This is a genomic window from Kitasatospora sp. NPDC036993 (genome assembly GCF_055607525.1).
Window position 1 is genome coordinate 79,142 of the sequence record NZ_JBVJRP010000018.1, and the last position, 12,407, is coordinate 91,548.

Here is a 12,407-nt window from a genome sequence, read left to right on the forward strand (position 1 = left end):
CCGACTCCCACCGACTCACCGATCGCCACCAAGGACATCCCATGCGCCGGAAGCTCGCCCTGCCCCTCGCACTCGCCGCGGCCGTCTCGGTCGCCGCCACCGCCTGCTCCTCCCCGTCTCCCTCGGGCGGCTCCCCGAGCGGCTCCCCTGGGCAGGGCGCCGAGAACGCCGCCAAGGTCGCGTCCTCGGTCACCGACTACAACCCCCAGCCGTACGAGAACATCAAGGACGGCGGCACCTACACCACCGCGGGGACCTTCGACGAGCAGGGCAACCCCTTCAACGTCAACGGCACCCTGAACACGCTGCGGATCTGGTCCTGGTACAACGCCGACGCCATCACCTACTCGCCCACCGGCGAGGTCCGGTACAACCCGGACTACTACAGCGACGTGCAGGTCTCGGTCGAGGGCGGAAACCAGAAGGTCGTCATCACCCTCAACCCCAAGGCCGTGTTCAACGACGGCACCCCGATCGACTGGCGGGCCATCGAGGCGACCTGGAAGGCCAACAACGGCTCGGACAAGGACTACGCGGCCTCCTCCACCGACGGCTACGACCGCATCACGTCCGTCACCCGGGGCGCGGACGACAAGCAGGCGGTCATCACCTTCCAGGGCGTCAACGCCTCCTGGTCCGCGCTGTTCACCACCTTCCTGCACCCCCAGGCCGCCACCGTCGACAACTTCAACAAGGCCTACGTCAAGACGGCCCACCCCGAATGGGGCACCGGGCCGTACACCGTGGGCACCTGGGACGACCACTCCGGCAGCATCACCTTCGTGCGCAACCCCACCTGGTGGGGCCGCAAGGGCAGGCTCGACAAGCGCGTCTACGTCAACCTGGAGAGCGCCGCCTCGGTCAACGCCTTCCAGAACGGCGAGATCGACTACGTCCCCATCGGGACGGCGGAGAACCTCAAGCAGGTCAAGACGGCCAAGGACGCCGAAGTCCGCAGCGGCGGCAGCCCCTTCGAGTACGCGCTGTACCTCAACACCAAGTCCCCGCTCCTCGGCGACGTCCAGGTCCGCAAGGCGGTGCAGGAGAGCATCGACCGCGCGCAGATAGCGAAGATCCGGTTCCAGGGCCTCGACTACACCGAGCCGCTGCCCGGCTCTGCGGTGCTCTACAGCTTCCAGCAGGGCTACCAGGACAACGTCGCCGCCGTACTGAAGTACGACCCGGAAGAGGCGCGCAAGACCCTGGACGCGGCCGGCTGGGCCCCCGGGGCCGACGGCATCCGCACCAAGGACGGCAAGGCGCTCGAACTCGGCTACACCCTGCTCGGCGACGGCCCCATCGAGAAGGCCACCGCCGGAGCGTTCACCGCGATGCTCAAGGCCGTCGGCGTGAAGGTGAACGTCAACAAGGTCTCCGAGAACGACTTCTCCAAGGTGCTCAGCGACCGCCGCTTCGACCTGTTCATCTCCGGCAACCGCTCGACGGACCCCTTCGGCGCGCGGTACCTGTGCGACTTCTACTGCTCGGACCGCGACTCCAACATCACCGGATCCGGTACCCCCGAGCTGGACAAGGAGATCCGCGCCACCGCGGAGATCGCCGACATCGGCCGGCAGATCGCGGCCGTCAACACGATCGAGCAGAAGGCCCTCCAGCAGTACGCGCTGCTGCCGCTCTACAGCGGTCCCTCCACCTACGGCATCCGCAAGGGCCTCGCCAACGTCGGTGCCGCCATCTTCCACAGCCCGCTGCCCGAGACCGTCGGCTGGCGGAATTGACTTCCGCTCCCCCGGCTAGAGCCGGGGGATTCCTACCACGGTCGGCTGACCGTCTCGGTGGGTTCCTGCTTCTTCGCGCTGCGCCGGGACGGGTCCCGGTCCTACCTGCGCTCGACAGGCTGTCACCGCCAGTCCGGCGGCCTCGGCTATGTTGACGGCGGCGTTGATGTCCCGGTCCAGCCACACCCGGCATGCCCGGCACTGCCAGACGCGGATGCCGAGGGGCTTGGGGCCGTCCTTGACGCCGCAGTTCGAGCAGACCTGCGACGTCGGCTCGAACCGGCCGATGCGGGTGAAGACGCGCCCGTATCGGGCGGCCTTGTATTCCAGCATCGTCAGGAATGCCGACCATCCGGCGTCGTGCACGGACTTGGCCACCTTCGTCCGGGCGAGCCCCTTGACCGCCAGGTCCTCAACGGCAACCGCTTGATTCTCACGGATGATCTTCGTCGAGAGCCGGTGGTGGAACTCGCGCCGGGCGTCGGCCACCCGCGCGTGAGCACGGGCGACCCTGCGACGGGCCTTGTCCCTGTTCTTCGAACCCTTCTCCTTGCGAGAGAGGGACCGCTGCGCCTTCTTGAGGCGCTTCTCGGCCCGGCGCAGGAAACGCGGGCTGTCGATCCTCCGGCCATCCGACAGGACGGCGAAGTGCGTCAGACCGAGGTCGGGACCGATCCGACCGTCCGTCTCGGGCATGCGCCCGAGGTCGACGTTCGGATCGGTCCCGACGACGAACGACGCGAAGTACCGGCCCGCGCTGTCCTTGACCACGGTCACCGTCGACGGAGTGGACGGCAGCGTACGGGACACAACTCCCTTGCCTCACCGCATGGTTGACGACACCTCGGAGACGAACGAAACGGGGGCAAATCGTCGATCGGGCTGCGCCGCCCTCCCGGCCGGGCTGAGACTGGTGCGTGGCGCGGGCTCGGAGGGAGCGGTGTGCCGCCGGCCCCGCGGTGCCCGTACGACGTCGCCGAGAGACAGGAGCCCCACCTCCCATGAGCCAGCGCACCTCCCGCACCTCTCGCACCGCCGCCGCGGTCGTCGCGGCTGCCACCGCCGCGGCCCTGGCCGTGGCCTCGACACCGGCCGTCGCCGACGGCCCGTCCCCCGCCTACACCTTCGAGTGGCCGTCCCCTGTCGAGCCGGGCACCTACTCCGACGAGTTCAAGGACGCCAACGACAACGGGGACAGCGTCTCCGAGCTCGTCGTGGGCGACTACGAACACGGCGGGCCCGTGAGGGTCCACGCCGAGCTCTGGACGGCGGACGGCCTCACGCGCAGGCTCCCGCCGCTGCCCGGGGACATCTTCGGAAGGCCTGCGGGGCTCAACAACTCCCGCACCGTGGTGGGTACTTCCGTCCCGTCGTCCGGCTCCCCCGCACACGCGGTGCGGTGGACCTCCTACGACACGCCGGCCGAACTGCTTCCGCTGCCCGGTGACACGGCGGCGTCCCCCACCGCGATCAGCGACAACGGCACCGCGGTGGGCACCTCCGGCACCGCGACCTCGACGCACGCCGTGGCCTGGCCGCCCAGCGGCACCCCCGTCGCCCTGCCACCGCTGCCGGGCGACACCGAGAGCGCGGCCGTCGCCGTCAACAGCACCGGCACGGCCGTCGGTTACTCGTACGGGGCCGGCGGCATCACCACCCAGCGGGCCGTGGCCTGGAGCCCGGACGGGACCGTCACCGCACTCGCCGTACCCGCGGGCTACCTGAGCAGCAACGCCACCCGCATCACCGACTCCGGGATCGTGATCGGACGCGGCCGGCCCGGCGGCCCTCCCGTCGCGGGCCACGCCCTCGTCTGGAACGCCGCCGGCACGGTCGCCGACCTCGGCCCGGGCAGCACGGCGAACGCCGTCAACAGCACCGGCACCGTGGTGGGCGGCCAGTCGGGCCAGGCCGCACGCTGGACCGTCGACGGCACCCCGCAACCGCTCGCACCCACCGCACTCGAAGGCGTCGCCACCGACATCAACGACCAGGGCGTCACCATCGGGTACACCAGCGATCCGCCGCCCGCCCGCGCCCAGCACTACGCGCAGCTCTGGAACGCCGACGGCACCCTCACCACGCTCCCCGTGTGGCACCCGAGCTTCCCCTACAGCGTGCCGTCCGCCATCACCGACGGCGGCCTCATCGTGGGAGCGAGGATCCTGCGCGGCAACGCCAACTACGGCAAGCCCCTCCTGATGCGCTGGCGCCCGTGACCCACGAGGCCGGCCCGCCCGGCTGACGGTCAGCCGGGTGGCGGCGGCGGGGCGGCCGGGTGGCTACCCTGCGGGGGTGCCGTACGAACTCAGCGCCGTCATCGGACGGTTCGACCTGCTCAGGAGCCGGACTGCCGGGTCCGGGAGGCGGTCGTGCCGCCGCCGATCGTCGGGTCGGTGCGTGCGGCGCGGCGCGGTGCCTCAGCTGCTCACGGGCCGGGAAGCCGGTCGAGCCAGTCGAAGAGGTCCGGGCCGAGCAGCTCCCCGTGGTCCGCGACCTCGCCCCGGAGGGGGCCGGGCCCGAGCCGGTAGAGGGACGAGCGGTCCCGGCCGTGCCGGCGCATGAACAGGCCCGCTCCCCCGCCCTCCTCGCCGACCAGGACCCAGTGGGGCGCGTACGTGCGCACCTCCCAGGCGTCGTTGCGGGCGCGGAAGGTGTGCGGCCCGAGCAGTGTGCCGCCGTCCGGCAGCCGGACCCCGGGGGTGGCGCGCCACAGCCGGGCGACGGCCGGGTTCGGCCCCTCCCGCAGCCCGGCGGCGAGGGCCGTCCACACCGTGAGGAACCCGGCGAAGGAGTCGGCGACCGGCTGCTCCTCGTCGGTGAAGCGGCTGTGCACGACAACGGGCCACTCCCCGTCGGCGGCCCGGTCGAGGGCGAATCCGTAGCGCTCGTGGTCGTCGTCCTCGTGGAACCAGAGCCGGTCACCGCCGGACCACTCCTCGGTGAGCCCGGGTTCGCCGAGAGGTGGTTCGCCGAGGCCGGGCACGGGGTCCACCGTGGCGATCGGGCGGCCGCGCAGCGAGCCCTCGCCGTACGCGGCCAGCCACCAGCGGTACGAGCGGGGCAGCGGGCCGGTGACGGACTCCGCCGAGCGGATCGCGGCCTCCGGGCGGCCACGGCCCGGCCAGGTGACGATCCCCGGTGTCGTGGCGATCAGGTCCCGCAGAAGTTCTGGGTCGGCCCGCATGACGGGGAGTCTCGCACGGGGGTACGACAGGAGCCGTAACGGCCGGCGGGCCGTCGTCGGCCGGGGGGTCTGCCACCGGATCCGGCCTGGGGGTACCGCCGGTGAAGACGGTGGTCCTCCCCAGCGCGCCGCGGGCCCGGCCGCGGCGAGGATCAACTCATCGAACGCCGGGGTCACCGGCGTTCCGTCGAGTCGAGGAGTGACCACAACGATGGCAGGCAGCAAGCGGATCGGGCGGCGCGGACTGCTGGCGGCGACGGCGGCGGTGGCCGCCGCGGCCGTGCTGGTCCCGGTGGCGGCGGTCGCCGCGCCGGCGGGGCCCGGGGCCACCGGCGCGGCCGCGGACCCGGCGGCGGCGCAGCGCTCCGCCGTGGTGCGCGCGCTGGAGAGCGTCGCCCAGCCGCTGCGGACGACGGAACCCGGCGGCGGCACCGCCGACCTGCGCGCCCTGGGCCGGATGGTCGGCGACGCCGAGGTGGTCGGCCTGGGCGAGGCCACCCACGGCTCGCACGAGTTCTTCGCGATGAAGCAGCGGGTGTTCCGCTACCTCGTCGAGGAGAAGGGCTTCACCACCTTCGCCCTGGAGACGAGCTGGACCAGCGGTCTGCGGATCGACGAGTACGTCCAGGGCGGCCCGGGCGACGCGCGGCAGGTCGTCAAGGACGCCCTGGGCGGCAGCCCGTGGGACCGTGAGGAGTTCGCCGACCTGATCGCCTGGATGCGCTCCTACAACGGGAGCCACCCGCGGAAGCCGGTCCACTTCCTGGGCGACGACCTCGGTCTGCCGAGGCTCGGCGACCGGATCTTCGAGCAGGTCACCTCCTACGTGCGCGGGGCCCGTCCCGACGTCCTCCCGCAGCTCGAAGGGCTCTACGCGGGTCTGCGGCCGCTCGACGACGCCTTCGCGTACCTGAAGAAGCCGCTCGCCGAGCGCCGGGACGACGCCGCCAAGGCGCAGCAGGCGCTGGACCTGGTCGCCGCGAGCGGTGCGGGCGCCGGCGGCGAGGAGGCCCACGCGTGGGCGGTGCAGCACGCCCGGAACATCGCCCAGACCTTCGCCTTCGCCGCCCTGGACCTCGACGACCCGACCTCCGTGTCCGCCGCGGAGCAGCTGCGCGACCGGGCGATGGCGGACAACACCGCGTGGTGGCAGCGCCGCACCGGAGGCAAGGTGCTGCTGTCGGCGCACAACGGGCACGTCGGCTACCTGGCGACCGACACCTTCCTGTACCCCAGGCCGCAGGGCGCCCAGCTGCGCGACGCCTACGGTGGCGGCTACGTGGCCGTCGGTTTCACCTTCGACCGTGGCTCCTTCCTCACCAACGACGCGGTCCTGACGGATGGTTGGAAGACCGTCACCGTTCCGGCGGCCACGCCGGACATGAACGAGTACACCCTCGACCAGGTCCGCCACCGGGACTACTACGTCGACCTGCGCACCGCCCCCCGGGCGGCGCGCGACTGGCTGGACGTCTCCCGCCCCACCTACGACGCGGGGTCGGTCTACACGGACGACCCGATGCCGCGGCTGGCGGTCGGCCGGGCCTACGACGTCCTCGTCCACCTGAACCAGGTCACCCAGGCACGCAAGTTCTGACCGCGGGAGCCCCCCGCGGGGCGCTCCGGGGTCGGGCGGTGTCTCAGCGGTAGCCGGCCAGTCCGTCGGCCAGTTGCCCGTCGTCGCCGTCGCGCCGAACGTGGAGGGCCTGTTGGAGGGCGAAGGTGCCGCGGATCGCGGCGATCCGGGCGGTCAGGTCGCCGTCCGGCGTCCCGCGGCCGAGGGCGAGGTCAAGCACCCGGGCGAGCAGGTGACCACCGTGGCCGGCGCCGATCGCGGCGAGGTCCTCGGCCTGGTCGCCGAGGGCGGCGGCGTCCCAGTCGACGACGCCGCCGAGCCGCGGCAGGCCGTCGACGGTCTCCCACAGGACGTTCTCCGGGCCGAGGTCGCCGTGGACCACGGCGGGGGTGCGGTGGGGAAGGCCGTCGAGGGCGGCGAGTTCGCGTTCGGCCCGTACCCGGCCGGCCTCGTGCATGAGCGGGAGGAGCTCCGCCCGTACGGCGTCGGCGAACTCCCGCCACTCCCCTGCGGGGGCGTGCGGAAGGGCCGTGCGCGCCCTGGCGTCGCCGCCGGCCGCGGCCAGCCGCGACAGCAGGGCGGCGTACTGGGCGGCGACCGCCTCGGCCGCCTCGGGGCGTTCGAGCACGTCCTGTGCCAGGGGCGCGCCGGGAACGCGGGTGAGCACCAGGTACGCCGGCGCGTCGGGGCCTTCGGCGGCACCCTCCTCCAGCGGCTCGGGGATGCGGACGCCGAGGCCGAGCCCGGCGAGGGTGCGCAGGCGCGCCGCCCGGTCGGGCAGGCGCCGGGCCGCGGCGCCGGTGCGGGCGAGGCAGACGACGCGCTCCGCGCCGATGACCACGTGGTGGAACTGCCCCTGGTGGACGGTCAGGCCGTCCGGCCCGTCGCCGGGCAACAGCCGGGCGAGCAGGGGCCGGTGCGTGTCGAGGATCTCCATGGCACGTGGAACTCTCCTCCCCCGGCGGACGGGGCGCAACGGTGAATCCGGGCGGCGGTCCCCGGCCCGTTCCCGGCCCGACGTCCGCCGGCCCGTCCGCCGGTCACCACTCCCGGGGTTGGATCAGCGCCTCCACGTCCGCGTCCGTGAACCCGTAGGCCGTCGCGACGAGCCAGAAGGCCTCGGCGATCTCCTCGCGCGCCGTCGTCTCGATCTCGCTGCCGGCCTCCTCGAACTCCGCCTCCAGGAGGTTGAACTCCTCCGTCGCGGCGTGGGAGAGCACGTACAGGGCCGCCAGGTCCGCCGGCCGTTCGGCCTCGATCCGCTCGCACAGCCGCAGCAGGACCGCCTTGCCCTTGTCGACGACGTGGTCGGGGAAGTACGGGTCCCTGTACATCCCCTTCAGGAACGCCTGCTCCGCCACCCGCTGGTTCGTGATCGTCATGGTGCCCGTCTCCGTGTCCGTGTCCGTGGAAGAACCGATGCGCCGATCATGAACGACGGCACCGACATCGGCGGCACCCGGCACCTGGCACCTCGTGCGGACGGCCGGGGCCGCGACGGCCGGCGGAGGGGCGTCGCCGGACTACTCGCGGGTGCGGGCGGCCACCGGCGGGCGGGCGTCGCCGGTGTCCGCGCCCAGGCCCGCGAGCAGGCGCAGTCCGTCCTCGGCGGGGCTGCCGGGGGGCGCGGACAGCACCAGCAGCTCGATGCCCGACTCGTCCGGCAGCGAGAAGTTCTCCTGGTGCAGTTCCAGCAGTCCGATCAGGGGGTGCCGGTACACCTTGCGCCCGTGGGTGCGGGCGCGCACGTCCGCGCGGGCCCAGAGGCGGCGGAAGCGTTCGCTGCCCATCGCCAACTCGCCGATGAGCGAGGCCAGATGGGGGTCGTCGGGGAACTTGCCCGCGGCCAGGCGCAGGTGCCCGACCACGTCCAGGGTGCAGTTGTCCCAGTCCGCGTACAGGCCGCGCTCGGCCTCCTCCAGGAAGAGGTGCCGGGCGATGTTCGGGCCCGGCATCGGGCGGCCGAGGAGGAGCCCGGCGAGGCGGTTCCCGGCGAGGACGTCCAGGCGGTGGTTCATGATCAGCGCCGGTGCGTCGGCGACCAGGTCGAGGACGCGCAGCAGTTCCGGCCGGACCCGGCCGCCCGGCGTCTTCGCGCGGCGCCGCTGCCGGGCGAGGCGGTGGAGGTGTCCGCGTTCGGTCGCGTCCAGGTCGAGGACGCGGGCGAGCGCGTCGAGGACCTGCTCGGAGGGCTGGGTCGCGCGGCCCTGCTCCAGGCGCACGTAGTAGTCGACGCTGACCCCGGACAGGTGCGCGACCTCTTCGCGTCGCAGCCCCGCGACCCGGCGGCGGCTGTCGGTGGGGATGCCGACGGCGGCCGGATCGACCCGGGAACGCCGGGTCCGCAGGAAGCCCGCGAGATCGTCCATGCCCACCAGTATGGCTGCGGCGGTGCCCGTGAGGGTGGCCCTGCCGGTACCAGGAAGTCCCGTCCGACGGAAGCGGCGGCCCTGAACGCCGGGCGCCCGGGCGTCCAGGATCGAGGCATCCGATCCGAAGGAGTTCCCGTGAAGACGCTGATCGTCCACGCCCACCCGGAGCCGACGTCGCTCAACAGCTCGCTGAAGGACCTCGCGGTGTCCACCCTGGAGAACGCCGGGCACGAGGTACGGGTGAGCGATCTGTACGCGATGAACTGGAAGGCGGTCGTGGACGCCGCGGACTACGGCCCCGAGGCGTCGAGTCCGCTGAGGGTCGCGCGGGACTCGGGCCGGGCCTTCGAGGCCGGGACGCTCTCCCCGGACGTCCTCGCCGAGCAGGAGAAGCTGCTGTGGGCCGACACGGTCGTCTTCCAGTTCCCGCTGTGGTGGTACACGATGCCCGCGATCCTCAAGGGCTGGGTGGACCGGGTGTTCACCTACCGCTTCGCGTACGGCGTCGGCGAGCACAGTGACACCAAGTACGGCGAGCGCTTCGGCGAGGGCACCCTCGCGGGCCGCAGGGCACTGCTGTCGGTGACCGCCGGCGGCCCGGAGTCGCACTACGGCGCTCGCGGGATCAACGGCCCCATCGAGGACCTGCTGTTCCCGTTCCAGCACGGCATCCTCTACTACCCGGGCCTCGACGTGCTCCCGCCGTTCGTGCTGTACGGCGCCGACCGGATGACCGCCGAGGACTACCCGGACGTGGCCAGGGCCTGGGAGCAGCGCCTGCTCACCCTGGAGACGACCGAGCCGATCGCGTTCCGGCGGCAGAACTTCGGGGACTACGAGATCCCCTCGCTGCACCTCAGGGAGGGCCTGGAGCCCGCGGGCCGCACGGGGTTCGGGCTGCACGTACGCGGCGGCCGGTGAGGCTCTCGGCCGGCCCGGCGGTGGGCGGCGGGCCACTTCACGTGCCCCGTGCGGGCGTTCGCGGATCGATCGCGGGCCCGGGCCGGCGGGCCGCACCGCCCGCGGGGCAGTCCTCGACCTCGGCCGCGCCGGCCTGCGCCTCGACGGCGGCGGCCGTCGCGAGCGCGCCCCGGCATCCGGTGCCCGCCGGTTAGCGGAGTCATCAATTCCTTGACAGTTCATACGAATTATCCCCACCATTGCGGTGGTCGCCACGATCACCGGCGACCGCCCCCCACACCGAAGGAGACAGACATGCGGAAGATGACGACCCGTAAGTCCGGCACCGTCGCGCTGACCGGCAATTCCCGCCGCCTCTGGTTCGAGTGGTGCTGGTAGTCCCGGCGCACCACTGACACCGGTGGCGCGCCGGGGCTCGGAGGGCCCCGGCGCGCCACCGGGCAGCCGAAGTCCCGGAACGGCGGCCCGCGGCGGGCCCGTCGGCACGAGGAGGAGGAGTCGAGCATGCGGCACGTCTGACTGGAGGCGCCACTGCCCCGGGACCGGCACGCGGCAGCCGCCGGAGCCGAAGGGCTCCTGGGTTCCTTCGACTGCCGGGTCTGGCAGCGCGGACCGTACGGCGGGGTCGGCGAGTTCGTCCGCGGCCTCGTCCTCGACCAGGGGCACTCCCCGCTGGTGGCCCGGCACCAGGTCGAACTCCTCTGCGCGGTGAGGGACTTGGGGCCCGCGATGCCGTGGGCCACCGAGGCGGTCGCGGCCCTGGACGCCGCGGACGTCCGGATCAGGTTCCACCCGGCCCGGCGCACCCGCCATCTCGCCTACGGGATAGGCGAGTTCGTCGCGGCCTGGGCGGCGGAGCGACGGGCGCCGGCCGCCGTCGTGTTCGACCGGGTGGACGAGGCGGACGCCACCACCGTAGAACTCGTCGACGTCCTGCTGCGACGCCTCGACCCGTCCCGGCTGAGGCTGTACGTCGGCGGCGCCTCGCTGCCCGTCGCGCTCGCGGCGACCGTCGCCGAGTACGCCCACCCCCTCGCCGCGGCCGTCCCGCCCGGGCCGGCCGCCGGGGAGGCCACCGATATGGCCGCCGAGGACGCCGCCGAGGTCCACGGCCCCGCCTGGCACGACGAGCGCGCCGACGAACTGGCCGCGACCGGCGAGTGGTCCTGGCAGCTGGGCGCGATCCCCTACCACCGCGAACGCGGCACCCGCCCCGCCACCGACGGCGTCGACGCGCTGCGCACCGCGCTGGCTCTGGCCCTGCACAGCGGCTTCTACGAGCACGCCGTCCGGCTCGCCGGGCGCGGCCTGCCGCTGGTCGACCCGGCGGGGGACACCCGGAACTGGTGGGCCTTCACCACCATGCTGGCCACCGCGCTGACCGCCCTGGACCGCCCGGCCGAGGCGCTCGCGCTCTACGACCACGCCCGGCAGGTCACCGACGAGCCGAGGATCCGGCTGTCCGCGGCGTACTCCACCGCGATGCTCCACGCCCGCCACCTGCCGGAGCCCGCCCGGGACCTCGCCGCCGCCCGCACCTGGCTGGAGCGCGCCCTCGCACTCGCCGGGCAGCTCGACGACCCGCGCGAGCGCACCGTCACCACCGTCTTCCACCGCCAGGGCCTGGCCCTGCTGGACAGCCGTGCCGGCGACCACAAGGCGGCGCTGCGGACGGTCGAGGACGGCATCGCGACGCTCAGCGAGACCCTGGCACCCGGCGAACGCCCCCAGGACCGCGCCCGGCTGCTGCACAACCGGGCGCAGCTGCGCCTCGCGCTGGGCGATCCGGACCGCGCGCTCGCCGACCTCGACACGGTGATCGCGCAGGACCCGCAGAACGCGGAGTACTACGTCGACCGGGCCGCCCTCCACCGGGCCACCGGACGGCCGGACGCCGCGATCGCCGACTACGGCACCGCGATCCGCCTCGGCCCGCACCTGCCCGAGGCGTACTACAACCGCGCCGAGACCCACACCGACCTGGGCCGGCCGCAGGCGGCGCTGGCCGACCTCGACCGGGCCCTGCGGATCGCCCCCGACCACCTCGACGCACTGGTCAACCGGGCCGGCCTGTACCTGGAGGGCGGTGAGCCCGACCTCGCCGAGCGCGACGCGCACGCGGGCCTGGACCTGTCCCCCGGCCAGCCTCACCTGCTCTGCGTGCTCGGTCTGGTCGAGTCCGAACGCGGCCGGCTCGCCGAGGCCGAGGCCCTGCTCACCCGGGCCGTCGAGGGCGCCCCCGACCTGCCGACCGCCTGGGCCAACCGCGCGGCGGTCCGCTTCGAACGCGACGACGTCCCCGGCGCCGTCGCCGACCTGGACCGTGCCATCGCCCTGGACCCGGATCCCGTCGCCCTCTTCAACCGGGGGCTCGCCCATCGCCGGCTGGGCGACCCGGCCGCCGCCGCCGAGGACTTCACCCGTGCCCTCGCCGCCGACCCGGGCCCCGACCCCGAACTGCGCGCCGAGCTGCTCCGGGAACGGGCCTCCTGCACCCCGCCCCCACCGGTGGCGCCGAGGTAGCGCCCGGGCTCGCCGCCGCCCCGGCGGGGCCGCGCCGCTTCCGAGCGGCCCTCGGGGACGGCAGCCGGGCCGGGGCTCGGCGGAAAACC

General features: G+C 73.7%; 9 protein-coding genes and 1 pseudogene. 5 read left to right on the forward strand and 5 right to left on the reverse strand.

The window, feature by feature from the left end:
- Positions 1 to 41 precede the first annotated feature (41 nt).
- Complete coding sequence (locus ACZ7C5_RS30875; protein ID WP_470323927.1) at positions 42 to 1,739, forward strand: ABC transporter family substrate-binding protein; 1,698 nt, start codon at positions 42 to 44, stop codon at positions 1,737 to 1,739.
- A 15-nt stretch (positions 1,740 to 1,754) separates the two neighbouring features.
- On the opposite strand, the pseudogene ACZ7C5_RS30880 reads toward ACZ7C5_RS30875, so the two are convergent.
- A pseudogene (locus ACZ7C5_RS30880) lies at positions 1,755 to 2,546 on the reverse strand (RNA-guided endonuclease InsQ/TnpB family protein); the annotation flags it as partial.
- Between the two features lie 194 nt (positions 2,547 to 2,740).
- Between ACZ7C5_RS30880 and ACZ7C5_RS30885 the strand changes: the two are divergent.
- Positions 2,741 to 3,958 (forward strand): hypothetical protein, encoded by a 1,218-nt coding sequence (locus tag ACZ7C5_RS30885; RefSeq protein ID WP_470323928.1) that lies wholly within the window; start codon positions 2,741 to 2,743, stop codon positions 3,956 to 3,958.
- Positions 3,959 to 4,167: 209 nt separating this feature from the next.
- Here ACZ7C5_RS30885 and ACZ7C5_RS30890 read toward each other — a convergent pair whose 3' ends face one another.
- Positions 4,168 to 4,926, reverse strand: a complete 759-nt coding sequence (locus ACZ7C5_RS30890) for an SMI1/KNR4 family protein (RefSeq protein WP_401092251.1) — start codon at positions 4,924 to 4,926, stop codon at positions 4,168 to 4,170.
- A gap of 211 nt (positions 4,927 to 5,137) precedes the next feature.
- On the opposite strand from ACZ7C5_RS30890, the gene ACZ7C5_RS30895 reads away from it, so the two are divergent.
- Positions 5,138 to 6,523, forward strand: coding sequence for an erythromycin esterase family protein (locus ACZ7C5_RS30895; RefSeq protein ID WP_470323929.1), 1,386 nt, complete (start codon positions 5,138 to 5,140; stop codon positions 6,521 to 6,523).
- Between the two features lie 43 nt (positions 6,524 to 6,566).
- Here ACZ7C5_RS30895 and vph read toward each other — a convergent pair whose 3' ends face one another.
- The 3 genes from vph to ACZ7C5_RS30910 all read right to left on the reverse strand — a co-directional run bounded on the left by vph (position 6,567) and on the right by ACZ7C5_RS30910 (position 8,871).
- A complete protein-coding gene (vph, locus tag ACZ7C5_RS30900; protein ID WP_470323930.1) occupies positions 6,567 to 7,439 on the reverse strand; it encodes a viomycin phosphotransferase in 873 nt (290 codons plus the stop codon).
- A gap of 103 nt (positions 7,440 to 7,542) precedes the next feature.
- Positions 7,543 to 7,884, reverse strand: a complete 342-nt coding sequence (locus ACZ7C5_RS30905; protein WP_401092254.1) for a DUF5713 family protein — start codon at positions 7,882 to 7,884, stop codon at positions 7,543 to 7,545.
- Between the two features lie 141 nt (positions 7,885 to 8,025).
- Entirely contained in the window at positions 8,026 to 8,871 is an 846-nt protein-coding gene (locus tag ACZ7C5_RS30910) for a helix-turn-helix transcriptional regulator (protein ID WP_401092255.1), read from the reverse strand.
- A gap of 138 nt (positions 8,872 to 9,009) precedes the next feature.
- On the opposite strand from ACZ7C5_RS30910, the gene ACZ7C5_RS30915 reads away from it, so the two are divergent.
- Both ACZ7C5_RS30915 and ACZ7C5_RS30920 read left to right on the forward strand, forming a co-directional pair.
- Positions 9,010 to 9,795, forward strand: a complete 786-nt coding sequence (locus tag ACZ7C5_RS30915) for an NAD(P)H-dependent oxidoreductase (RefSeq protein WP_401092256.1) — start codon at positions 9,010 to 9,012, stop codon at positions 9,793 to 9,795.
- Between the two features lie 675 nt (positions 9,796 to 10,470).
- Positions 10,471 to 12,318: a tetratricopeptide repeat protein gene (locus ACZ7C5_RS30920; RefSeq protein ID WP_470323931.1), complete on the forward strand. Its 1,848-nt coding sequence runs from the start codon at positions 10,471 to 10,473 to the stop codon at positions 12,316 to 12,318.
- The last annotated feature ends 89 nt before the right edge of the window (positions 12,319 to 12,407 follow it).

What these genes read in the sequence shown, in the direction of transcription:
- ACZ7C5_RS30875 (WP_470323927.1), top strand. Translation starts at nt 42, where the DNA reads ATGCGCCGGAAGCTCGCCCTGCCCCTCGCACTCGCCGCGGCCGTCTCG.
- ACZ7C5_RS30885 (WP_470323928.1), top strand. Translation starts at nt 2,741, where the DNA reads ATGAGCCAGCGCACCTCCCGCACCTCTCGCACCGCCGCCGCGGTCGTC.
- ACZ7C5_RS30890 (WP_401092251.1), bottom strand. Translation starts at nt 4,926, where the DNA reads ATGCGGGCCGACCCAGAACTTCTGCGGGACCTGATCGCCACGACACCG.
- ACZ7C5_RS30895 (WP_470323929.1), top strand. Translation starts at nt 5,138, where the DNA reads ATGGCAGGCAGCAAGCGGATCGGGCGGCGCGGACTGCTGGCGGCGACG.
- vph (WP_470323930.1), bottom strand. Translation starts at nt 7,439, where the DNA reads ATGGAGATCCTCGACACGCACCGGCCCCTGCTCGCCCGGCTGTTGCCC.
- ACZ7C5_RS30905 (WP_401092254.1), bottom strand. Translation starts at nt 7,884, where the DNA reads ATGACGATCACGAACCAGCGGGTGGCGGAGCAGGCGTTCCTGAAGGGG.
- ACZ7C5_RS30910 (WP_401092255.1), bottom strand. Translation starts at nt 8,871, where the DNA reads ATGGACGATCTCGCGGGCTTCCTGCGGACCCGGCGTTCCCGGGTCGAT.